At 43.9% G+C, this 23,847-nt stretch carries 16 protein-coding genes, 1 tRNA gene and 2 pseudogenes; 8 read left to right on the top strand and 11 right to left on the bottom strand.

Annotated elements, in window-relative coordinates:
- Nucleotides 1-69: 69 nt before the first annotated feature.
- The 9 genes and pseudogenes from LFX25_RS13035 to LFX25_RS13000 form a co-directional block, all read right to left on the bottom strand.
- Nucleotides 70-747 (bottom strand): AraC family transcriptional regulator, encoded by a 678-nt coding sequence (locus LFX25_RS13035; RefSeq protein ID WP_238731600.1) that lies wholly within the window; start codon nucleotides 745-747, stop codon nucleotides 70-72.
- A gap of 762 nt (nucleotides 748-1,509) precedes the next feature.
- Nucleotides 1,510-3,081, bottom strand: a complete 1,572-nt coding sequence (locus LFX25_RS13030; protein ID WP_406600532.1) for an FG-GAP repeat protein — start codon at nucleotides 3,079-3,081, stop codon at nucleotides 1,510-1,512.
- Between the two features lie 30 nt (nucleotides 3,082-3,111).
- Nucleotides 3,112-3,396, bottom strand: a pseudogene (locus LFX25_RS20980) (Ig domain-containing protein); the annotation flags it as partial.
- 328 nt (nucleotides 3,397-3,724) lie between these two features.
- Nucleotides 3,725-6,112, bottom strand: a complete 2,388-nt coding sequence (locus LFX25_RS13025; RefSeq protein WP_238730622.1) for a right-handed parallel beta-helix repeat-containing protein — start codon at nucleotides 6,110-6,112, stop codon at nucleotides 3,725-3,727.
- Nucleotides 6,113-6,676: 564 nt separating this feature from the next.
- Complete coding sequence (locus LFX25_RS13020; RefSeq protein ID WP_238730621.1) at nucleotides 6,677-8,086, bottom strand: EAL domain-containing protein; 1,410 nt, start codon at nucleotides 8,084-8,086, stop codon at nucleotides 6,677-6,679.
- Nucleotides 8,087-8,274: 188 nt separating this feature from the next.
- Nucleotides 8,275-8,889 (bottom strand): hypothetical protein, encoded by a 615-nt coding sequence (locus LFX25_RS13015; protein ID WP_238730620.1) that lies wholly within the window; start codon nucleotides 8,887-8,889, stop codon nucleotides 8,275-8,277.
- A gap of 146 nt (nucleotides 8,890-9,035) precedes the next feature.
- Entirely contained in the window at nucleotides 9,036-9,899 is an 864-nt protein-coding gene (locus LFX25_RS13010; RefSeq protein WP_238730619.1) for a sterol desaturase family protein, read from the bottom strand.
- Between the two features lie 54 nt (nucleotides 9,900-9,953).
- The gene (locus LFX25_RS13005; RefSeq protein WP_238730618.1) at nucleotides 9,954-10,250 is read right to left on the bottom strand and encodes an ArsR/SmtB family transcription factor; all 297 of its coding nucleotides are present in this window, start codon (nucleotides 10,248-10,250) and stop codon (nucleotides 9,954-9,956) included.
- A 44-nt stretch (nucleotides 10,251-10,294) separates the two neighbouring features.
- A complete protein-coding gene (locus tag LFX25_RS13000; RefSeq protein WP_238730617.1) occupies nucleotides 10,295-12,853 on the bottom strand; it encodes a cation-translocating P-type ATPase in 2,559 nt (852 codons plus the stop codon).
- A 302-nt stretch (nucleotides 12,854-13,155) separates the two neighbouring features.
- Between LFX25_RS13000 and LFX25_RS12995 the strand changes: the two genes are divergently transcribed.
- The 8 genes and pseudogenes from LFX25_RS12995 (at nucleotide 13,156) to LFX25_RS12965 (ending at nucleotide 22,797) form a co-directional block, all read left to right on the top strand.
- Nucleotides 13,156-15,444, top strand: coding sequence for a patatin-like phospholipase family protein (locus LFX25_RS12995; protein ID WP_238730616.1), 2,289 nt, complete (start codon nucleotides 13,156-13,158; stop codon nucleotides 15,442-15,444).
- A 66-nt stretch (nucleotides 15,445-15,510) separates the two neighbouring features.
- Nucleotides 15,511-17,034, top strand: a pseudogene (locus LFX25_RS20975) (PAS domain S-box protein); the annotation flags it as partial.
- Nucleotides 17,029-18,189, top strand: a complete 1,161-nt coding sequence (locus LFX25_RS20970; protein ID WP_406600531.1) for a sensor histidine kinase — start codon at nucleotides 17,029-17,031, stop codon at nucleotides 18,187-18,189. The pseudogene LFX25_RS20975 and the gene LFX25_RS20970, both read left to right, overlap by 6 nt.
- Nucleotides 18,190-18,195: 6 nt before the next feature.
- Nucleotides 18,196-18,657 carry a response regulator gene (locus tag LFX25_RS12985; RefSeq protein WP_238730614.1) on the top strand — a complete coding sequence of 154 codons (462 nt, stop codon included), beginning with the start codon at nucleotides 18,196-18,198 and terminating at the stop codon, nucleotides 18,655-18,657.
- Nucleotides 18,647-20,188: a hybrid sensor histidine kinase/response regulator gene (locus LFX25_RS12980; RefSeq protein ID WP_238730613.1), complete on the top strand. Its 1,542-nt coding sequence runs from the start codon at nucleotides 18,647-18,649 to the stop codon at nucleotides 20,186-20,188. The genes LFX25_RS12985 and LFX25_RS12980 overlap by 11 nt, the downstream gene beginning before the upstream one ends.
- 11 nt (nucleotides 20,189-20,199) lie before the next feature.
- The gene (locus LFX25_RS12975; RefSeq protein ID WP_238730612.1) at nucleotides 20,200-21,414 is read left to right on the top strand and encodes an EAL domain-containing response regulator; all 1,215 of its coding nucleotides are present in this window, start codon (nucleotides 20,200-20,202) and stop codon (nucleotides 21,412-21,414) included.
- A 78-nt stretch (nucleotides 21,415-21,492) separates the two neighbouring features.
- Nucleotides 21,493-22,281 carry a hypothetical protein gene (locus tag LFX25_RS12970; RefSeq protein ID WP_238730611.1) on the top strand — a complete coding sequence of 263 codons (789 nt, stop codon included), beginning with the start codon at nucleotides 21,493-21,495 and terminating at the stop codon, nucleotides 22,279-22,281.
- A 123-nt stretch (nucleotides 22,282-22,404) separates the two neighbouring features.
- Nucleotides 22,405-22,797: a DoxX-like family protein gene (locus LFX25_RS12965; RefSeq protein ID WP_238730610.1), complete on the top strand. Its 393-nt coding sequence runs from the start codon at nucleotides 22,405-22,407 to the stop codon at nucleotides 22,795-22,797.
- 437 nt (nucleotides 22,798-23,234) lie between these two features.
- On the opposite strand, the gene LFX25_RS12960 is transcribed toward LFX25_RS12965, so the two are convergent.
- Both LFX25_RS12960 and LFX25_RS12955 read right to left on the bottom strand, forming a co-directional pair.
- Nucleotides 23,235-23,318, bottom strand: a tRNA-Leu gene (locus LFX25_RS12960).
- 21 nt (nucleotides 23,319-23,339) lie between these two features.
- A complete protein-coding gene (locus tag LFX25_RS12955) occupies nucleotides 23,340-23,744 on the bottom strand; it encodes a PaaI family thioesterase (protein WP_000648186.1) in 405 nt (134 codons plus the stop codon).
- Nucleotides 23,745-23,847: the final 103 nt, after the last annotated feature.

The following is a 23,847-nucleotide window of genomic DNA, read 5'->3' as shown; positions in this document are numbered from 1 at the left end:
AAACCGGGACAGGCTCTTGCAGCTGATCTTTCCGGTAAAGTAAAATTAGGTTTTGGGACAGGCTGTAAGTTACGTTGTGAGGTCGGAAATGGCACGATGTTCGTATTCTATTAAGAATTGCTCTTCAAATTGGCGAATTTCAAATGCGATGGGCCGGAAAAGCGGGCTGAATTCTATTTTCTCTCCATTGATAACGGCTTCACGATACTTGCTCGGCGAAGTATTTGTCGCATAGAGAAAAAATCTTTGGAAAGTGGACATTCCATTGAATCCAACGGCCATGCAGATCGACAAAATGGATCTTGAGGGTTCTTCAATCAACATAGACATCGCTTCCTTTAGGCGGAAGTAATTCACGAAAGTATTGAAATTAGTCCGAAGATGACGATTTATGAATGCCGATAGTTGATGCACGCTGAGGCCCATTTCTTCCGACAAAGTAGGAAGTCTCAAATCTTCGTCCAAGAAAATTCGCTCATGGACGAATAGATCATACAGTTTAAACATAATTTTTTCATTGTCTAAGTTAACAAGGAGATCGATACTGGTCGCTTTTTTGAAATCGAAAGATTTCGGTAATGACTCGAATTCCTTTTTCGGAGGAGTGATTATAAGTAAATTGCTGAAAAGAAAAATCGGCAGAACAATGTAGATAATGCCTCCGACAAGAGTAATCGCGTTAGAATACGGATACGGAATGATCGGTTTGAGTTTTTCGAAAGCTATTAAAGTTATAAGAAAATACATCAAATTTAAAGCTTTTCGGGCATAATGATTCTTTAAATAAACTTGAATGTATAAGCAGTATAAGATTAGAAAGGCGATCGAAAAACCGTTTAAAGACGAAAAAAGATTCGGAAATATTTTTGGTTCGGTGTAATACCATAAATATACGAATGCCGCACTTAACGCCGAAGAAATAGAGCCGATTAAAGCAAGTTCCTGATTGAAATCCGATCGCGTCTTTTTTCTTCTTTTGGATTCGGAATATTCGAACGATTCTTTGCAAACAGTGTAAATCAAAATCGTTCCCGAAACCGTAGAAAATGAATAAAGAAAGTTTAATATGGCAGAAAGCATTTCGTTGGAAAACATCGACTGACTCGAAAAAATAATCAGGTTTAATCCGATGAATATTACTATCAAAGCTTGTTTCTTTTGGAACGGCTTTTGTTTCTTGAAATAATAAATTGAACCTAACGTAATATATTGAATCGCACTTGCATAATAAATATCGCAGGGCATGGAAACCTCTCAAACAAAAAAGTAAATCTGGATTCTTTTGAATCCTGTTATGAAATATTTCGAGTAAATCGAAAATATGGATCGTAAAACTCTACCCGCTTCCGATCTCGGATTGGATCTATCGATAAATATTTCTGAATTTATCGAGTATCTTGTCGCAATGTGATCCTCTTCGATCGAACCGAAGTAGAGGGTCTTTAGTTTATAGTAATTTCTTAGATAATTAACATACGTTTTCCCTTTTTCAAATCATGATTCATCATTTTAACGCGCAAACACATAGGCTGCGCCGCTTCCGCTGGCCCCTTCGTTATCGGTGGCGCCAGTCGGTATATTGGCTGCACCGTTGCAAATAATCGCATTGGCCGAATCCTCTCCCAATGCTCCGACCGCTATAAGTTCACCTGAGATACCGATGGATTCGCCGAAACGGTCGTTTCCTTCCGTGTTCTTGCCTTTTACGTAGGACTGCCAGACCCAAACGTTCGCATCCCAGCGAAAAACATAGACTGCGCCCGCGTTCACTGCTGAATCGTTGTCGTTTGCCGGAGTAAAAGCGGGTTGCGGATTGTGAAGACTGATCGCCCCTCCACCCCGTTCCATTATTGCGGAGATCGCTATAAAGCCGTTATCGATTGCAACTTTGTATCCGAATAGATCGCCGCTTTCCGCATTGGGAGCTTTTAAATAGGCTTCAAAGGCCCAAGTCGCTCCTGTACGGCGATAAACATAGGCCGCTCCCGAATTGCTTGCCGAGTCGTTGTCTCCTGCTGGAGTTAAATTTGGTCCCAGAGAATTCGAAATGGAAGTCTGATTGCTATCTTCGTTACAAGCTCCTACAACGAGCGTGTTGCCATCGATTGCGATACTAGATCCAAAACTATCCCCGGCTTCCGCATTGGGAGCTTTCAAGTAGGATTCGAAAGACCAAAGAGTTCCCGTGCGCCGAAAAATATAAACGGCTCCCGAGCCATTGGCTGAGTCGTTATCCCCGGCAGGAGTCAAGTTTGGACCGAGAATATTCGAAATGGATGTTTGATTGCTGTCCTCACTAGCGGAAGCAACAGCGATTGTATCTCCGTCGATGGCTACGGCGCTTCCAAAGAAATCATTCCCTTCCGCATTGGGAGCCTTTAAATAGGCTTCGAAAGCCCAAGTCGCTCCCGTACGGCGAAAAACATAGGCGGCTCCCGAATTGCCTGCTGAGTCGTCGTCTCCCGCGGGAGTTAAATTTGGTCCCAGAGAATTCGAAATGGAAGTCTGATTACTATCTTCGGCATTTGCTCCGATTACGACTGTATCTCCATCCACCGCAATACTCTTGGCGAATAGGTCATTGACTTCTATATTGGGGGGCTTCAAATACGCTTCGAAAGCCCAAGTGCTACCTGTGCGGCGAAAAACATAGGCGGCTCCTGCGTTGCCTATGGAGTCGTCGTCTCCCGCGGGAGTTAAATTTGGTCCTAGAGAATTCGAAATGGAAGTCTGATTACTAGTTTCAAAGAATGATCCGACCACGATTGTGTCCCTATCGATTGCAACGACTTCGCCGAATTGATCGTTAACTTCCGCATTGGGAGCCTTCAAATAGGCTTCAAAGGCCCAGGTCGCTCCCGTACGGCGAAAAACATAGGCGGCCCCGGAGAAAGTTGCCGCATCGTTGTCTCCCGCAGGAGTTAAATTTGGTCCGAGCGAGTTGGAAATTGAAGTTTGATTACTATCTTCGATAGGAGCTCCTACAACAAGCGTGTCCCCGTCGATTGCGATCCATTTTCCGAATTGATCGGAAACTTCTGCATTTGGAGCTTTGATATAAGATTCAATTTCGGCGTTCAATGCGTCGGCCGAAAGATTTAATGAAACCGAAAACGATTTGGATGAATTCGATGCGGTTACTTGATACGACGTTACCGGCAATGGGGAGGCTGGGCTTCCGGTAATCGTACCGGTCGCCGGATTTATAACTAATCCTGCCGGTAAGGGCGGGGTTATCGAAAAATTCGACAAATCACCTTGGATGTCAGGACAAATCGGAACGACCGGAACATTCTTTATAAGACGATACGATGAAGTCGGATAACTAAACGAAAGTTGCGGAGGTTCGTCGTCGTTGGGCGACTCTCCCGAAGTTCGCGGAACTCCCAAAATCATCAATGCGGGATCGTTATCTTTTTCATTCGGAAGACATTCGCTAAAAACGATCCCGAATAATAAAAGATGTATAAGAAATAAAAACCCGGATGGCGAACAAAAGCGTAAGAGGAAATATTTTCGATGTTTACGCGAGATCGTTGTAATTTCCTCGAGTTGAAGACTCGAACGATTTGCCATCCTAAAATTTGATTTTGTTTCTTTTAATCGGTCCTTCATGCAACACCCTTCTTTTTATTTAATATACGATTTATATTGCTTAAAATATTGTTGCTCAGGCAATAAAATTTAAAATTCAATCTTTTTCTCAAATCGGAATGTGTTTCTTTTAAGGTACGCATGTGCCGTCGTATTCGTAAGCTCCAATGGAATAACCGAATGATCCGGATGGAACCGGAGTGGGCAGGGCATTTGTAGATCTAGTTAACGCTCGAATGTCGCGTAAGTAGACTTGGGAAAGCGGAAGAGGATAACCTGGATCGACTCCGCCGTAAACCGAATTGCATCTTGAATTTGAATTCAAAAACATAACATCCAGATTGCCCGTTGGAATCGTGAAAATGGGATCATGATTAAAATTCAAAGCGGTTAAATTAGTTATCGGGGTTATGCAAAAGATCGAATCTCTTAAACTTGACGGCTCCGGACCGCAAAAGCGGAAGTTGCCGGCCGAAGTCGCAACGGGTATATTGCAGCCGAAAAGATTATTCCCGCGGATGTCAGATAGTGTATTTACACTATTTGTGCCATAATTTAGGCAAATCTGATTGCTCGCCGCCGAATTGGAAATGACCTGATTGTTGACGACATTTATATTTAGAAAGCCAGAGGATTGCTGTTGAATGCCGTAAGAGCGAGTAACTCCGTTTCCTCCATAGATAGTATTGTGCAAAATGTAAAAATTGGGCGAGTTGATAGACAGAGCTTGAATTCCCATTGAAGTTGTAGCGGAAACGGCCGGTGTTCCGTTCAAATGAAATGCGTTGATGATATTATTCGCGATCACCAAAGACTGAGTGGTATTGTTCACTGTATTGTTAATTAGAATTCCTATGGAAGAATCTAAGGCGTCGTTGATATTTATATGCGAACCGCCGCTAATCCGGTTATTTTGTATGAGTCCTTGCGTTCCATTTAATATTCGCATGCCGACCGACATAGAATTACCGCTACCCCCCAAAACATAATTTCCGGTAGCGCGAAAAGAAGGAGATACATTTGAAGCGTAGATGCCCGACCTAACAATCATGAGTGCATAGGGCGCCGTTGAATTCGTACCTAAAATGATATTATTATCGATCGTGATCGAATTCGGTCCCGTAGCCACATTGTTTAGATTTATTCCGGTCGAAACTCTGTTATTCGAATTGGTGATGATCGTAAATCCTTGGACAAGCACGTCGGAATTGAGAGTCATGGCGCTACCTGAAATCGGTGTGCAGGATGTCGCATCATTAGAACCGCATCCGCCAACTCCTATATCGTCCCGAATTATCGTTTGAAATGTTGTAGTATTTCGAGATTGAAAATCGGTACTAAATCCGCCTAGGAGTTGTAACCTATCGATTAAAAGAATCCTGTCGGGAACGGTTGCTATCGAATAAGTTCCCTGAGAAACCAGGACGAAACAAGAGGATAGAACGTTGCACTGTGAAACTGCGTATTGTATATTAGCGCAAGCGGTTGCAACGGAATTACAAGCGCCCGCGACGGCGCCTCCTGCGCTTACGTATTTTATCTGATTCGTAACCGCGTAACTGTTCGATCGCGGAAGGTTGAAAACGCGGTTTGTTCCGGCTTCCGTACAACCGGCAAGTTGTATACACCGCCTGAGGCCTGCGTTCCAGTTAACATTTGGTCGAACGGTAAGTCTATTACCGCTATAGTCCGCTGCGACTATAGGTAGGGCCGAAGCGCTTAAATCCGCCGAACAAGTTCCGGGTGGGGCTACGAAAGAACAGCTCATGGGTGTAAGCGGTTTCGAAAAAGTGATAATCAGGTTATCGGTCGGTCCTATTGCAGTTTGGTCGATAGGGAAAGAATGGATTTGACTTAAGCAGTTTACATTTAATGTAACCGGCGCACCGTTGATTGTTCCGATTGAAGCTGGAAGCGGTTCTAGGATGCAATCATGCATATTTGGTCTCGATAAGATCGTTGCGGAATATGAGCCCAAATCCGGAACCTGCGCCGAAAATTCATATGTCCCGTCGGAGGAAATATTCAGTGTGTCGACCGGCCCATTTCGAACCGAAAGAATTCCTGTTGAGCCGGTAGCAATTCCAAATACGTTAAGATTTAACGGAAAAAATTTCGTTCCACAATTTATCTCGACGGTATTGTTATTGGGACTAAGAATTCCGGCAGGATTGGTAATTACGCAAGTTTGGCTTGGTGTTGCAACGGGTTGGGAGAGAATTGAAATTGAAAATTCGGAATATTTCGTTTTCATTTTTGGAAATTCGAAGTCCCCGTTCTTGCTAATGGTTAAGCTTTCCGAATCTTGATTTGAGATCGTAAAATTCGCACCGCTTGCAAGACCTTTTACTTGAACTCTAAGTTTGATTGGAGTTAAAGCGTTTGTCAGGAAGTTAGAGAAAACCATAGTATCTATAAAAAGATTTCCATCGGGTTTTCTGATACAATCGGAAACTGTAAGTAAACTTAGAGTTAAAAGCAAAATGCCGGAACGTTTATGCTTATTAGACTTATACATTGTTATTATGTTCAGCTATCTTTGGAATATAAACTTGATGACTTCAGCTTAGTTTAATTTTAAGAATTTGGATTCACTCTTTATAGATTAGGATGCCTTAAATTATCGAGCAAAGGGGAAATTGGTTTCCTAAGAGTAAGGGCAGCCTGACAATCCTTCTAAATCGTCTAAAAGTGCATACAGAATCCTCGGTTTGATTTCCTAGGAAAAGATAAAGGAATTCATGCGTTGGAGGTATTCATCCGATGGTTTATAGATTGTAAGATTCGTAAAGCGCGCTCAAAGTATGAGTTTCGGTCTTTCCGAAATTCAAAACCGGTGAGTCTTTGGAAATACAAAAGTCGCGCATGCTTGGACGTTCAAAAGTTTGCATCAACTCTTCTGAAAGCTGAAGTAATCAAAATCATTGAATTGCAGAAAACGGCAGCGACGCCCGAAGTTCTCGCTCACAAATGCCAAAGCGATCATCGACCGAATTACAGATTCTAAAAACACTTTCGAACGAAATTGATTTAGAATAACGATTTTCACTACACAGATTTTCTTTCTGATTTTTGGGAATCTTCATAAAGAAATCTGAAAGTTGATTCCAAAGATCTGCGACAAACCTTCTATATTTAGAGGTGCATAATAATGATAACCTTGAAGAAAGTCTGCTCCTGCTTCGGAAGCTATTTTTTCACACTCTTCGTTTTCGACACCTTCGATAACGACTCTCTTACGCATGGTGCGCATCATTTCGACGATGGAACCGAGCAGTCTTTTTTTGGAGGGACATCGTAAGGCTCCGCTCAAAAGATTCTTATCGATTTTGATGATGTCGGATTGAATTTGATCCAATCTCGAAAAATTTGAATGTCCTTTCCCAAAATCATCGATTGCAATCTTAAACCCGTGAAAATGAAGATTTTCAGCTTGTTCGCAAAATCTGCGAAATTCTCCGCCGTTCATGTTTACTGAGGTTTCCGTAATTTCGATTAAGATCTGATCCGGTTTGATTCCGTATTGGTCAACGGTCTCCATGAATACTTCGCTGATGTCTTTGTGAATCAATTGAATTGGAGAAAGATTGACCGTCAGTTTACAATTTTCTTGAATGACTGCAAATTTGAAAAGATTCGAAAATTCTCTGACTGCGTTCCTGATTACCCATTCGCCTAATTTTAGAATTAGGAGGGATTGCTCGGCCAATGGAACAAAAAAATCAGGACTAATATTTCCTTTGATCGGATGATTCCATCTTGTTAACGTTTCTAAATATTCGATTTTTTTGGTTCTTGCATCCAATATAGGTTGGTAATTTAAGGAAAATTCTTTCTTGAAGTTTGCAATTTTCAAAGCGAAAATCACCTGAATTTCTTTTTCGAGTCCGTTCACGATATAGTGACTGTGGGGATATTTGCTGGCATTCATTAAAGAGTCCGCTAATTTATTCCGGATTTCGATAAAGGGTTCGTTCTTTTCCCGTATCGAACATGATCCAATCGAAATTTTAAAGAAAAAGTCATTTTCCTTATAACGAATTGGATGGTTCATCATGGAAAGTAGCTGAGAAGGTAGAAGGCTTAAATCGGATTCTTCAACATCCATAGGTAGAAGGAGTAGGATTCTACTTTTGGAAAATTGAAACATTTGCATTTCCGCTTTCGTTAGAAAATGTATCGATTCTAAAATGAACCTAAGTGCTTCGCAATAGAGTTCTTTATCTTGTTTTTCGGGTAACTGATGATCACTGAATTGAACTTCAATCAAATAAGCAGCGATAAGCGAGCTTTCCAAATGGCTCTGCAATTCTTTTATGCAATCGTCTATTTCTTTATTTGATAAGGCATCGCGACTTGGATCCGTTAGGGAATGACAGATTATGCGAGGGCAATTGCATTGAATTTTCTGATTAAAGGGTGTTTTGTTTATCTCTAATACTACTGTCTCTTGTTCCACGCTTTCAATAACTCCCCATTTAAACTTCTGCAATTCTGAATATTTCGAATACGCATCCGTTCAAGAAATCTTTTGTTGAGGTTTATGATACAGTAAGTTTTCTTATAAATGGCTGAATTTTATAATTTAAGGCCAACAATATTATTATGAAAGCTTCTTTTTACAATAAGGTATGACGTACGCTTTCTATCCGATTGCGCAGGTATGGACGAACCTATTCTTCAATAGATCTTGCCTTTGGTATTGAGCATGCTCGTGCAGGCTTGATACCCGATGCTGAACGCAAAGTTTACATCCGAAGTGGTTTCGCATGGACTTAATATGATTTCGCTAACGCACGATTCAAGGTTATCCTTTGAAACATAGCTATACTCGTTCTTACAGCTTCGAAGATTTTTACTGTTATCCGTATCAAATGGCGGCTTATAACCATAACAAATATTATCACTGACTGTCATGAATACTCGCGCTAATATACCTTTTTGGCTCACTTCGCCGCAAATAGCCGCTTTGAGCGCCGCGGTTGCGAATATTTTTTCTTCGGCCTCCTGACGTGATACTTTAGAAGGGTCGTTTCGGTCTTTCGCCGAATAAAAAGGATCTAAAATACAATTGGAATAAAACCAAACCGATAGGATCAAAGTTAAAATAATTTTCATTGAATCTCTCCCTAAGAAGGCACTCGTAATTTTAGACTTTTGTGATTCTATTCCGATTTTCGCCTTATGTCCAGCGTATTTCACTTCAGGCAAAGCGTGTTCTGTTTCTTGTTTCGCATTTTTTGACTTCGAAAAATAATACGAAACAATTTTTCGATAAGAGATAGAACTTAACAATAAAGATTCAATTATCCGCCAACTTAGAGAATGACGAGAATCTTAGTTCTACGTTTAGTCTGCAAAAAGCATAACCCAACTTGTTCCATCGAAATTCCCGGTTCGAAATAAACGGGTTTTCGACGGAACGGAACTGGATGTTTAATCTAAGAACACTTGCAGATGGGAAACAAGATTTGTTTTACGATCGATCGTGATGGAAATTTATTCGGTTCGAACAGCCCGACTAAATTCGCGTCCATTTCATTTTGCGGAAGATAATACGAACCGAAAAGAATATCCCAAAAGACGAACGCACCCGAACTATAGTTGTTATTTCCTTCGGCGGGAACTTTTGAATGGTGCCATCTGTGAAGCTCATTCATGTTGAAGATTCGATTTAAAATTCCTAAACGGAAATCTATGTTCATGTGGTTATAGATCGACACGAAATTATTCAGCATTCCCACGATCAAAACCGCGTCGGGATGTAAGCCCAATAACAGAGCCGGAAGCAAAGCCCCTCCTATATTTAAGATCGTATTGATGGGGTGCGATCGAAACGCATTCATCCAATACAACCTTTTCGGAGAATGGTGGATCGAGTGAACTCTCCAGAGAAAACCGTCTCTTGCATGAGAGAATCGATGAATCCAATACGGAATTAAACCCGAAAAAAACATTCCAATCAGAATTTGAAACCACAGGGACGAGTCCCCTAAACGTGCCGCAGATCCGCCGAACGCTGACATAGATAGATGAACGATTCCCGCAACTGCCGTACCCGCTAAAGGCGCCACGATCGGCTGGATTGCGAAGAAGAATAAATCGGATTTCGAATCGGCATCCGATTCGTTCCAAGTCTTTTCAAAAGGGATGAATCTTTCGAGCATCATTCCGATCAAAACAGAAAGGGAAAGAGTTGTGTAAGCGATCCATAGATTTCCCGAATTTCGAATGAGAATTACCGAAAACGAAAGAAAAAGGATCGGGAATCCGACGTATCGAATGCCTTGTTTCAAGATTTTCATATTTGTATACTCCTAAATATCTAGATTTAACGATATATAAAACAGAAAAAAAAATCAGCAACAACCTCGAAGATAAGAAGTTAATTTGGAAATATGTTCCAAGATCCGTTCGCGGTCGGGTTTATAATAGACTTCTTTACCGGATTTTCTGCGAATTAAGATCCCGCCTTTTTTTAACTGATTTAAATGAGTAGAAATCGTGGATTGTCCCAATCCGGAAAGTTCGACCAATTCTCCGACTGTCTTTTCTTTGCCATCCGCAAAAGAAAGAAGAAGATTGAGGCGCGTTTCGCTTGCTAAAGCCGCGAGAAATTCCCGGATACGAGGGTCTATTCCCTGATTCTTCCTCATATTTATATATCTGAAATTAACGATATGTATTTGTCAAGAGCAAATCAACGATTTTTGGTTCCGATCGGCTTATTTCGAGAAATCATCTTCTTAAATTCCCATACGAAGCTTGCGGCTAATCCGACCGCGATCGCGCAAAGCGCATCCCCGAACGGAATCACTTCGAAACCGAATAGTTTTCTAAGAGATTCGAACTGAAAGATGATCGTAAATAGGAGAATCGTGAGCGATATGATCCAATAGGCGACGGAATTGTTCCGAAACGGAATTTTATAAAAAGGGAGTTCTTCCGAAAGATGGATCAGAATCATTCCCAAATTCGAGGAGACTAAACCGATAAAGCCAAGCGTACGGATCTTTTCGTAAGTCCAATGTTCGTGTTTCCCCCAAAAAGTAAATAGAGCGAGTACGGCAAAAATCAACCCTCCTCGGAAGATGCTGAGCGATACGCCGTGAAAGCTGATTAGGTTTTCCTTTCTTTTGCGCGGAGGCGAATCGAAGATATGGCTTTCCGCTTCCACCCCTTCGAACACGAGAGTACATGCAGGATCTATAATTAATTCCAATAATAAGACATGAGCGGGAAAAAAATAAATCGGATCTCCCGTAAACACGGGAAGGATGGACATTCCGATGATCGGGATATGAACCGAAAAAATGTAAGAGACGCTCTTACGAATATTCTCGTAAATCCTTCTTCCCAATAGGATGGCTTTTACAATCGATGAAAAATTATCGTCCAAGAGGACGAGATCCGAAGCTTCCCGGGCAACGTCGGTCCCTCTCTTTCCCATGGAGATTCCAATATGTGCCGCTTGCAAGGCGAGCGTGTCATTCACGCCGTCTCCCGTCATCGCAACGATCTCCCCTTTGTTCTGAAAACAACGAACGAGTCTTAGTTTCTGATGCGGGAGAATTCTACAGAAAATCCGAACGTCGCTTAAACGCGCAGTCAATTCGGCGTCGTTTAACGATTCCAGGTCATCTCCGCTGAGAACTTCATCGGAACGATCAAAGCCGATTTGATCCGCAATCGACTTGGCGGTTCCCGCGTGATCTCCCGTAATCATAACGATCTTAATCCCTGCGCGTTTACATTCGGAAACTGAATTAGGAACGGATTCTCGAATAGGGTCTTCCAAAAGTACAAAACCTAAAAACTCGAAATTCAGATCGTGTTGATCTTCGGGAAGTTTTCTTTTTGATACGCTCGATTTCGCAACTCCCAACATCCTAAATCCTTTCGAAGAATATCTTTCGACGACTTCTTCCAATTCGCGGATTCGTTCTTGGGACAGATGACAAAGATCGAAAATCGCTTCGGGCGCTCCCTTCGCTCCCACGGAAAGAGTTTCGACGCTTTCATCGGACAACCAAGCGTAACTTAGAGCCATCAGTTTCGAGGATAACGGATATTCTTTTTTGAGCTCCCAGTCGAAATGAATGTGTTCCGTACCCGAAAGAAACTCGATTCCCAATTCTTGAATCGCCTTCTCCATCGGATCATAGGGATCTTTTTTGGAAGCGAGGAGCGCGAATTCCAAAAGATGATGAAACGATTCCGGGATTTCAGTAAGTTTAGAATCGCATTCCAAATGTTCGCCGTCGCAGTATAATCCTCGCACTTTCATTTTGTTTTCGGTAAGCGTTCCGGTTTTGTCGACGCATAACACGGTCGCGGCGCCTAATGTCTCGATCGCGCTCAATTCTTTCGTCAATACTCCGATTTTCGAAATTCTCCACGCGCCTAAGGAAAAGAATACACTCAATACGACGGGAATTTCCTCCGGTAAAACGGCCATGGAAAAGGTTAATCCCGCAAGAACCGCCTCCAACCAACGCCCATCTCTATAACCGAATCCTAATATTAGAAAAATACATAATACTCCGGCAAATAACGTGAATACGATCGTAAATCGTTTCGTTTCAGCTTGAAGCGGGCTTTCCGATTGGGTGATTTGCCGAAATTCCGTTCCGATCTTTCCGATTTCCGTGCTATCACCCGTTGCGGTCACCCGGAGGACGCCCTCCCCGGAAAGAACCGTGCTTCCCGCAAAAACTTTGTTCTTTCGATTTCTCAAGGACCTTGAAGCGCTCTCGTCGGCTTCTTTCGGAATTCCGTCCGATTCTCCCGTGAGAAGGGATTCGTCCACGTTTAGATTTAACGAGAATAACAGAGATCCATCCGCCGGGATTCGATCCCCTTCTTGAAGTATGATGATATCTTCGGGGACTACTTCTCGGGACGGTATGACGTCGATTTTTCCGTCTCGAATCACCCTTGCACGCAGAGGTGAAAGCTCCTTTAGGGAGGCTAACGCTTTTTCGGATTTGTTCTTTTGATAGATCGTAATCGAAATCACGGCGATTACGGCGACGGATAGCATTGCCGCTTCGTCCAAGCTACCTAAAAGCCCGTAAACGCTTCCGCATAAGATCAGCAGAATCAGCATCGGCTCCGATATTACCGAGAGAATGTCCTTGAAAAAGGAACGTTTGTGCGTGCTGAGTTCGTTCGGGCCGAATCGTTTTAGTTTTTGTTCGGCTTCCTCGGAGGTTTGCCCTTTGGAAATATATTCCTTGTCAGAGTTTATAATCGTCAAGAATCACTTCCTCTCGAATCGAAATCGCTTATCGTAAAGCGTATTATAGTTATAGAATATACCTTCGCTCGAATTCGATTCCCTCTCCTTTATGAAGTCGATTTTCTCCGAGGTCAACCGGTAAAGTTTAAAAGACCAAATTGCCGATCGGAAAGCGACGTCGATTTTGGAATCGGTTTCGAGTGCCGTTCGAACGGGAACGATTTTTATCAATGAAAAAAGATTCGATTTCGACTCGACAACGCGGATATAGTAATTGCCGGAACGCTGGGAATAACCAAAAATGAACGACTAACTAGAATATGAATCCTCCAGGTTCCGATCGAAAACTTCTCAAACAACTGCGCGGGTTCCGCTCCAAAACATCTTCCGCGTTTCCCGGATGGAACGGCGCCGCCGAAGAGGAGTTCGTCGCGAGCCGACTCAAGTTCGCGGAATGGAATCCGAATTCCTCCGTTCCAAAAACGGAACCCGGTTCGCTTTGTCTTGTTCTTTCGGGAAAACTCGAAGAAACGCTTTTAAACGGAGAAGAAAAGGATCTGATTCTCCGAGAATTGTTTCCGGGAGATTATTTTCTGCATCGACCGGATAAAATCCTTCATTCCGGAACATCAGAGATTCTTTATATACCGCTCCGTGATCTAACCAAAATCGTTTCCAAAATTCGTTCTTGGAGAAAATGGATCGCGGATCTCAATCGAGAGAATCATCTCTTTCACGTTTCCAAGCTCAGACCCTCCAAAAAGGAGCTGATGGCTTTCCTTTCCTCGGTCGAACTTTTGTTTCATCTCGATAAGTCCACTCTTTCCAAACTCGAATCGAGAATGGAATGGCTCGTGATTCCGGGCGGGGAAATTCTTCTCAAACAAGGAGACGTCGGCGACTCGATGTACATTCTTGTTTCCGGCCGATTGTCTTGGACGGTCCGTTCCAAAAGCAAAGAAATTCTCGCCGAAGGCGAATTAGGAAAAGGTGATATTATCGGAGAGATGTCGCTGTTGAGCGGGGACAAACGTTCCGCGACGGTCGTCGCGCTCCGAACCAGCCAAGTCGTTCGGATTTCAAGGGAGGATTTTCGGAAGAGTTTCGCTCATTCTCCCGAAGCTCTTTTTCAAATCACAGGAACGATCGCGCATCGACTCGGAACCGAAAGAAACCAAGGCTATCGCCGTGCGAATTCGGTTCGAACCGTTTCCATTTTTCCGCTGAACGCCTCGGTGATTCCCGAACGGTTTTATGCGTCCCTTCAGAACGGCCTGAAGACGTTCGGAAAAACGATATTAGTGGATTCGAATGCGTTTCGAAAGGAGTTCGGAGCCAAAGTTCCCGCCCGAGGCCGCAACGGATCGAAAACCTATCGTATCGGCGACTTGGTGGATTGGTTTTATCGTCTGGAGAAATATTATGATAAGCTTATATTTAGGACGGACTCGCGGAATCCGGGTTGGAGGGAAACTTGTTTTCGTCAGTCGGATCGTATCTTAATTCTGATCGATCCGAACTCTCCTCTTGAATTGGAATACGAAACGGCGAATTCCATGTTGCCCGGAGAAATTCAAAAAGAACTCGTTTTTTTGATCGATTCCGGCTTTACGAATTGGAAAAAAATCGAAGCGATCCTAACGGATTTTCCGTCGATCTCGCATTCGATCATTCGAAGAGACGTGGACGCGGACTTCGGAAGACTTTCCCGCAGATTGACCGGTAAAAGCATCGGTGTCGCATTATCGGGAGGAGGGGCCAAAGGTTTTTCGCATCTCGGTTTGTTGAAGTGTTTCGAAGAGAACGATATACCGGTCGATATGATTTCAGGAACGAGCGCGGGCGCGATCATGGGAGGCTTGTTCGCGATGGGACTCAGTTCGTCCGATATTCTTCCGTTAATCCGAAACTTTTGGTTGGATCGGAACATACTCGGAGACTTTACGTTTCCCTTCGTTTCTCTCGTACGTGGAAAACGATATTCGAATGCGATTCACGAATTCTTTAAGGATAGAAACATCGAAACGCTTTTGATTCCTTTTTATGCGGTCGCTTGCAATCTTACGAAAGCGGAACGAAAGGTTTTCGACAGAGGTTTGTTGTGGAAGGCGGTTCGATCCAGCACGTCGATCCCCGGAATCTTTCCTCCCTTTTCGGAAAGCGGAGAATTGTATGTGGACGGAGGTTTGCTTGATAATCTTCCCGGTTCGATCTTAAAAGAAAGAGGGGCTGGAATTTTGATTTCCGTGGATTTGGGGAGAGGGGGACAAGCGGATAAGGATTTAATGTATCATAACTTGCTCGGCCCTCAGTATTTGGGAGAAGCTCCCTCTTTTTTGAATTTATTGTTTCATCATTTAAAAAGACAAAGTTTAAAAACGAAGTATACGGGTTTTGCGGAAATCATGATGCGTTCGTTGATGCTTTCGAGTAAGAATACGTTGAACAGAACCCGCGAAAACTCGGACTTATACATAGAACTTCCGGTGGGCGGTTATTCGACGTTCGACTGGGATCAGTTTCAAAAACTGTACGAAATCGGATACGAGGCCGGAAGAAAGAAAGTTCACATCTGGAAAAACGAAATTAAGAAAAAACTAAATTCGTAAATTCTCATTTTTTAATTGAAATCCTTTTTGCGTTGAAGTTAGAATTGTCCTTCTTCGGCGACCACGATGCAACCTTCCAAAATTCAATCCTTGGAGGAATTCGCTTTAGAAATTCCTTCCTTTCAAGACAAGATCTCTCTTTTGGAGGAGCGTCCTTCCGGAAAAATCCTTTTTTCCGAAGGATGTAAGCGTTTTTGGGGATTCCGCGGTTTTGCCCGCGAGCCGGATTCTTTTTCGTCTTTTTTGCTGCATCTTCACGGTAAGATTCGAAACTACGCCGACTTTACGGAAAAAATTCTGCTGAAACATATTCAAGATTATGAATATTTTGATACTCTTTTTGCGGAGAACCGGATCCTGCGTTTCGATTGGAAGGATCTGCTCCGCGAAGGCGGACTAACGTATCGCCTTTACACCTTTGAGATTCTTTCGGAAGAAGGGGATTACGATTTGGTTCCGGAAAATTCGTTGAACGATTCCATCTTTTACCGATTGCCCGAACCCGCGTTTCTCTTCGATCCGTCGACGCTTCGATTTCTCGCGGTGAACGACGCGGCGATTCATCTGTACGGATTTTCCAGAAAAGAATTCTATTCGATGAATCTTTTGGAAATCCGTCCGCCCGAGGATCGGGTCGATATGGAAACGGTGATCAAAAATTTCGCAAAGGAAGCCGGTATTCAATCCAGAGGCATTTGGAGACATTGGAGAAAGGATAAAAAGATCTTATACATGAAGATCAATGCGAATCGGATTCCGTTCGGCGATTCGGTTGCGGTTCTTGCCACTTTAACGAACGTGTCCGAAACGATCGAAACATCGAACGCGCTCAAGCAGAATCGTTCCGAAAAAGAATCGATCATCGAAAGTATGTCCGATCGTTATTTCGCGCTTTCAAAGGACTGGAAATTTATCAGCGTAAACAAACAAGCGATCGGTATATTAGGAAAATCGAAAGAAGAATTGATCGGTAGAAATATCTGGGATATTTATTTCCAGCCTTCCGCGCAGTTTTTCCGGGACAAATACGAACTGGCGGTACAGACGCGAAAACCGCTTACGTTCGAATACCGGATCGAGGAAAGCGGCAACGTGGTCGAGTTTCGAGTGTTTCCATTCGAGGAAGGAGTTTCCGTTTTCTTTCAGGACATCACGGAAAAAAGAAGAAGGGATTCCGAACAGGAAATCCTGAAGGCGATTTCTTTGCGAATCCCCAAGGCTTCCGGAGTGAAGGAATCGTTCGAAATTCTTTTTGAGGAAATCTGCAAGGCGACCCCTTGGGATTTTGCGCAGGCTTGGAGATACAACAACGACGAGATTTTATTGGAGGAGAATTCCGCCTGGTATTCCTCCGAGGCGATTTATCTGCGTTATAGAATGTCTTCGTTCGAAACGAGTTTCTCCTCCGGGGAAGGAATGATCGGAAAGGTTTTTTCGACGGGGAAAATCCGTTTTATCAAAGACATTCAAAAGGAAAAGGATTTCAAAAGAACGCGGCAGGCGATTCAATCGGGCATACGATCCTGGATCGGCATTCCTCTGCGGACGGGACATGAAAGTTATATCCTGGAATTCTGCACTTCGATGGAACTCAATTTAGAAAGTTCTTATATACAAATGTTTGAGTTTATTGCCGATCAGATCGAGGTTCTTTTCGGGAACAAGGAAGCGGAAGAGGAAAAAGATCAATTTTTTAAACTATCGGGGGATATGTTCCAGATCACGAGATTGGACGGAAAGATCATCGAGCGAAATTCCGCTTGGGAAGAAGTGTTGGGCTACACTCAAAAGGAATTGGAAACGATCGATCTATTGGATATAGTCGTCGCCGAAGATCGGGAACGTATGAAAAAACTACGCGAAAGTTTTCGCGCGAACAAACAGAACGTCACGGATACTTTCAAATACGTCTCCAAAAGCGGCGCGATTAAAAGTATCATCTGGAAGACCACCTTTTCCGCCGAAAACGGATTGATATACACGACGGGAAAAGACATCACCGAAATGCAAAAGACTCAGATAAAACTCGAGAATATGACAAAGGAGCTGCAGCGTTCCAATGCGGATCTCGAAGACTTCGCTTTTATCGCATCCCACGATCTTCAAGAACCTCTGCGCAAGATTATGGCGTTCGGTGATCGGCTTCTCCGGAAGGTTTCCAATCTCGATTCGGAGTCCGTCGACTATATTCAAAGAATGTCATCTTCCGCACATCGTTTGTCCAACTTGATCGAAGGTCTTTTGTCGTATTCCCGCATCAAGAGCCGTGCTAAGCCGTTTCAGTTGGCGGATCTTACGAAGATTCTCAAGGATGCGATCAGTGATTTGGAAATTTATAGTAAGGAAAGAAACGCGAAGGTTGTGGATTCCAAACTCGGTTTTACCTGGTGCGATCCTTCTCAGATCGGAATGGTGTTTCAGAATCTGATCAAGAACGGTCTGAAGTTCAACAAAAGCGAAACGCCGGAAGTCATCATCCAGTGCACTCCGCATCCTACCGAGCCGGATTGGATTCAAATTACGTTTTTCGACAACGGAATCGGCTTTGACAAAAAGCACGGTGATAAGATATTTACACTCTTTCAAAGATTGCACAGTCGAGAAGACTTTGAAGGAAACGGAATCGGTCTTGCGGTTTGCAAGAAGATCGTGGAACTTCACGGAGGAAGAATCTACGCGGAAAGCGCCTTGGGCAAAGGCTCCACGTTTTATGTGGATCTGCCGGGAACGCTTTCCGGCGTTTAAAAAACGATGAGGCCTGAAATCAAAAATCAAAATTCCATTCATATACTCGTCGCGGAGGACGATCCGGACGATCGTCTTTTGATGCGCGACGGATTTCGGGAGAATAACCTAATCAATCCGCTTCATTTCGTAAAGGACGGCGAGGAACTGTTCGAATTTCTTCAAAACAAAGGAGAATATTCGGATATTGTAAAATACCCTCGTCCCGGAATCATTCTTCTGGATCTGAATATGCCCAAGATGGACGGAAGAGAGGTTCTGAAAACGATCAAGACCATTCCCGAATTCAAAAAGATACCGGTTATCGTTTTGACGACTTCCCGGGAAGAAGAAGATATGCTGCAGACTTACGATCTCGGAGCGAATTCCTTTATCCGTAAACCGGTCGAGTTCGGAGCCTTTATGGAAACGATCCGGACTCTCGGACAATATTGGCTCGAAATCGTGGAGCTTCCCGTTGTTTCCTGACGATTCGTTCGATGTCGTCGAAGTGCTGTTAGTCGAAGACGACGAGGAAGATTTTATTCTTTTTAAGGAATATCTCGGCGATATTCCGTATCCAAAATACAAAGTGACTCGTTTTCAGGATGCGGATGCGGCTCTTGCGAGTATCCGATCAAATTCCGATGCTTACGAAATCTACGTGATCGATCATTTTTTAGGGCAGAAGACCGGTCCTGAATTATTAAAAGAAATCCGTTCTGCGTCCGGATTTGCACCCGCCGTTTTGATTTCCGGTTTGCCTGATTCGGAAATCGCATCGTTAGCGGAAGAAGCGGGATTTCAAGGATATTTGGATAAAAAGACTCTTTCGACGTTTACTCTCGCCAAAGTCTTTTTCGCGCTGTTGCAAAATAGAAACGAAAAAACATTCAAAAAAGAGAATGGAGTTACGGACCCGCTTCTCCTAAGAATGGAAACGATCGCCCGATTTGCGGGCGGGATCGCTCACGATTTTAATAATATTCTAAACATCATCATTGCGAATTTGGACCTTTTGGAAATGCAATGCAGGGAGCAGCCGAACGTTCTCAGTCGAATCAGTTCCGCGCAAGGAGCGGTGATGCGCGGCGCGGAAGTAAATAAGAAACTTCTAAACTTCTCCCGAAAACAATCCCTCAATCCCGAATCCGTAGAACCGGATCGATGGATCGCGGAATATTTGGAAAAACCCGTCGAACCGTTTCCGGAAAACGTTCGGGTGGTTTTCGAACCGGGAGGGCAAGGAGCCAAGTGCAAAATCGATCGAAGCGAATTTGCAAATTGTCTCATGCATTTGCTTCAAAACGCAAAGGAAGCCGTGGAAGAATCGGGAGGAATCGTTCTGATCGAAACGGATACGGTCGCCGTGACTTCTTCCAAGGAATCGAAGGAATTCGGTTTAGAAATCGGAAATTATTTTTTGCTCCGGATCGCGGATAACGGACGGGGAGTGGACGCGAACTTCGCGGATAAAATTTTCGAACCGTTTATCACTACGAAACCGAAAGGAAAAAGTTCCGGGCTCGGGCTTTCCATGGTCTTCGGATTTGTTAAACGAAGCGGCGGCAAAATCGCTTTCGAATCACATCCCGGTTTTGGTTTCGACTTTTACGCCTACTTTCCCTTGGAAGAACGGCAACCGAACGCGCATTTCCCGGGAAAAGTCGCCTTCGGCGAAGGAGCCGAAATCTTTTATTTTACGGGGGAGGGAGAAACGTCGAAGAGAACGTCTTATGTCTTTCGGACTTTAGGATTTCAGGTTCGTCGATTTCAAGAATTGACATCCTTTCAATCCGAACTTTCAAAAGTGAAAGGAAAGGCCGTTTTATTCTCGGAATGTTGGGGAGAATCCTTCCCGCAGTGGAAGGAAATTTGCAGAAATGCTGAGAAGTCGAATTCTATGTTGAAAACGTTTTTCGTTTCCGCATCCGTTCCGGAAAACGGAGCTGAAAATTCTTCTCAAATCCTTTGGCCGATTTCCCGAAAATCTCTTGTGAATCATTTCGGTCGATTGTAAATTAGCCATTCATGAATCAGCCCCCTCCACCCAATTTACTGATTCTAGACGACGAGGAAGAGATCGCCGGCATCCTCGGAGATCTAGCCAAACAATGCGGCTTTGAAGTTACGATTACGCACGAAGCCGGGGTATTCTTTGAAAAGCTGGGCGATCATACGCAATATATTATTTTAGATCTGATGATCCCAGGCGTGGACGGGGTGGACGTTTTACGGATGTTATCCGGAAAAAAATTATCCGTTTCGGTGATTCTCATCAGCGGCGCGGATCGACGCGTGTTACAAAGTGCGGAATCTCTCGCGATTCAATACGGATTGAAAATTTCCGGCGTTTTGGAAAAACCCATTCGAATTCAAGAATATCAAAGAGTTCTAACGGGATTGATTTCCGATAACAAGAACGATTCTGTCAATTCTTCCGCAGTCGGCAAACGACCCGCGGCGGAACCGGCTTCGGCGATCACAGCAGAAGAGATCGAACAAGGAATTCGAGAAGATCAGTTTCGTCTTTTTTATCAGCCTAAGATTAATTTTAAAACGGGAACCGTTTCCGGTTTCGAATCCTTGGTGCGTTGGTCTCATCCGGTGCGAGGGCTTGTTTTTCCCGATTCATTCATTCCCACTTTGGAATCGTATCCGAGTTTGATGGATGCAATGACGGAGAAGTTGATCTTACAAGCGCTCGGTCAGTGTTCGATTTGGAACAAACAATTCCCCGGTATCGCGGTTGCGGTTAACGTTTCTCCGGTAAGCATGAACAAACTCATTCTTCCCGAAACGATTTCCAAGATGATCGAGGGGTTCGGCTTAAAAAACAATCAGCTCATCGTGGAAGTGACGGAAACGCAGTTATTGGAAAACATCACGTCGACTCTCGATATTCTTACTCGGATTCGGATCCGCGGGATCGGCCTTTCCGTCGACGACTTCGGAATCGGTTATTCTTCCTTGAAACAGATCCATCGTTATCCGTTTACGGAACTCAAGATCGATCGATCCTTCGTGAGCGTGGCTCCGTATGATAAGGAAGCGCTCTTTATCTGTCAGGCTGCGATCGATCTCGGTCACAAACTCGGAATGACTGTCGTTGCCGAAGGAATCGAAACCGCGGAAGTCGGCGAGTTGATGAAGAAGGAAGGCTGCGATAAAGGACAAGGTTATTTTTATAGCAAGCCGATGCCCGCCGAGGCGGCTCTGCAATTCTTAGCGAACTTCAAAGTCTAAGTGCGACGATTGCGGTTCAAGATCGTTGTACTTTTTTTCTGATTTACTCCCCAATGGAGAATTTCATCCTTTCGTAAGATGAAAAATTTTCTCCGGGACCCGGATTTTCCGATTCTCATCAGCGCGTATCGTTCTTCTTTGATCCGAAGATATTCCGCAGCCAACTTGGAACGTTATCCGGAATTGCGCGCGATTCCCCGTTCGGTCGTCGATACTCTTTTGAAATATTTTTTGGAACTCCTTTATCCAGAATACGAAGGGCGCGTTCTTTTGGACGGCGCTTTTGATTCACTTTCGGGTTTCGTTCACAGTCCTTCCAAGGTTTTCGGTTTGATCGGCTCCTTAGGAGCCGCGGCTCTCAGTTTCGGAAGGCATATCGGGGCGGCGTTTAAAACCGGATTTGCTGCGCTTCATTCGTATCTTACTGCGAGACATTTCGAAGCGCTTATGTTCGAATTCACTAAGGCAGAATTGAGAGCCGGAAACGATCCTGAGAACGAAATCGTATTCGAAAGAATCATTGCGCGCGTTCCCAAAAAGGAAGCGGATCAGTTCAGAGAGGACGTCGTAAAACTTTTCGAAACCTTGTCGAATCGCGAACTTCTCGCTAAAATCGTTTCGATGATGAAGGCGATTGTCGCAAAGATGGAAAGCAAACCGAAGACATATACTTCCGAAGACGTCGCCGGAATCCGATTGGGTCTCGCTATTCTTCAAAAGGGGGAAGAACTCTTTCAAGGTCTTTCCGATTTAGAGATGAAGCTGATCTTAAAAGCGATCGATCAAGTCGAAAGAGATTTTTTCGAAGATGCGTTAAAGCGAAACGGAAGATTCGAATCGGGTTGGACGGATCGATCGACGAATTAGACTTCATTAGAAAAAAATAAATCGGTGCGGTTTCCGGTTTTATGATCGTTGCTTTTTCGGAAAAGTCCTTGCGATGACATTCTCCAGTTGTTAGAATAGGAACGCTAAAAGTGGAGTAGGTCTATGAAAAAAATATTAGATTGGACGACAAGGATCATTGCGATTGCGATTTTGACTCCGGCATTTTACTTTAAACTTTCCGGAGCGGAACGTTCCATCGCTACGTTTACCGCATTGGACGCCGAACCTTTTGGGCGTTATGTGGTCGGATTTTTCGAGCTTGGTGTCGTTTTGTTATTATTGATTCCTCAGACGAGCTGGCTCGGTGCGATGATCGCGACGGTAATCATGATCGGCGCCATCGGTTCCCATATTTCCATACTCGGTTTTCAGGGAGAAGCGGGAGTTTCGTTTATTCTCGCCTTTGCGGTTTTGAGCTGTTGTATTCTACAGCTTATCGCGAGTAAGGATCGAAATCCCGTCTTTTCCAGAATTCTTACGAACAAAAGCTACTAAAAGCATTCCGGTTTTTGAATGTGATTTGACAAGGTTGCGGGAGTTCCAACAAACGCGGCAGAGATCGAAGCGGCGCGGAATCGAACGAGCGATTGCGAGTGAGAGAACGCGGTCACGGAGTGACCGAAGCGAAAGCGAAGTCGCGGAAGAGCTCGGTCCTGCCGGGTTTCGAAAAGGTCTGCGGTTTTTGGGGAAATAGTAGGAGCCGCCCAAAGGATGCTCGCTTTGAGTCCCAGTCTTGTCGTGGTTATTAATCTTGCCGATGGTCGGACTCGCCGTTACGCAATTCATCATCCATGATGAATTCAGCTCTACGGCGTCTCGCTTTGGCCTCGGAACATCCTGCTCCTCGGAAGCATTTCTTCGCTCTTTACGAGACCTCGAAATGCTTTACCAAAGCTCGCTTCGAGTCCCAATCTTGTCGTGGTTATTAATCTTGCCGATGGTCGGACTCGAACCGACACAGAGTTGCCCCCGGTGGATTTTGAATCCACTGCGTCTACCAGTTTCACCACATCGGCGGTTTGATTGCGGAAGAAAGATCAGTCGTCTACTTCGATGTACTTGCCTTTTCCACGAGCTACGATTTTTCCGATCTCGTTTTCGATCTCGGCTCTGTTTTCGATCACTTTCTTGTTCTTCTTCACAAACCATCCGCGCAAATGGAGCGGTTGGTTGACGAAGGCAGGCTGAAGAAAACGAATCGTCAGTTCACCCGTGGTTGTTTTGAAATTCATGGCTTCGTTGATTTTGACCATGATTTCGTCTAAGATCGTAGATATAATTCCTGGATGAATTACGTCTGGTTGACCTTGAAACTTTTCCGGACAAGTGAAGTCACCGTATGCGGATTGAGTATCTTCGTCAAAGGTGATTTTCAATTGAAGTCCGTCCGGATTGTCTGGACTGGATCCAAAACTTAAGTTTGCCCGAACCGAAGCTTTCATAAGTCAGAATTATACTATACATCCATGACGTCAATTACAAAAAGAAGTCCGAATGAGTTCAAGATCGGTATCCGGTTTGGTCGATTTTAAGAACAGTAGCTTC

The organism is Leptospira sanjuanensis (genome assembly GCF_022267325.1).
Classification (GTDB): Bacteria; Spirochaetota; Leptospiria; order Leptospirales; family Leptospiraceae; genus Leptospira; species Leptospira sanjuanensis.
This window is presented reverse-complemented; position numbering and strand designations above follow the sequence as displayed.

Coding starts and splice junctions, on each gene's coding strand:
- LFX25_RS13035 (WP_238731600.1), bottom strand. CDS start 747: ATGTATTTTCTTATAACTTTAATAGCTTTCGAAAAACTCAAACCGATC.
- LFX25_RS13025 (WP_238730622.1), bottom strand. CDS start 6,112: ATGTATAAGTCTAATAAGCATAAACGTTCCGGCATTTTGCTTTTAACT.
- LFX25_RS13010 (WP_238730619.1), bottom strand. CDS start 9,899: ATGAAAATCTTGAAACAAGGCATTCGATACGTCGGATTCCCGATCCTT.
- LFX25_RS13005 (WP_238730618.1), bottom strand. CDS start 10,250: ATGAGGAAGAATCAGGGAATAGACCCTCGTATCCGGGAATTTCTCGCG.
- LFX25_RS12995 (WP_238730616.1), top strand. CDS start 13,156: ATGAATCCTCCAGGTTCCGATCGAAAACTTCTCAAACAACTGCGCGGG.
- LFX25_RS20970 (WP_406600531.1), top strand. CDS start 17,029: ATGGAACTCAATTTAGAAAGTTCTTATATACAAATGTTTGAGTTTATT.
- LFX25_RS12985 (WP_238730614.1), top strand. CDS start 18,196: ATGAGGCCTGAAATCAAAAATCAAAATTCCATTCATATACTCGTCGCG.
- LFX25_RS12975 (WP_238730612.1), top strand. CDS start 20,200: ATGAATCAGCCCCCTCCACCCAATTTACTGATTCTAGACGACGAGGAA.
- LFX25_RS12970 (WP_238730611.1), top strand. CDS start 21,493: ATGAAAAATTTTCTCCGGGACCCGGATTTTCCGATTCTCATCAGCGCG.
- LFX25_RS12965 (WP_238730610.1), top strand. CDS start 22,405: ATGAAAAAAATATTAGATTGGACGACAAGGATCATTGCGATTGCGATT.
- LFX25_RS12955 (WP_000648186.1), bottom strand. CDS start 23,744: ATGAAAGCTTCGGTTCGGGCAAACTTAAGTTTTGGATCCAGTCCAGAC.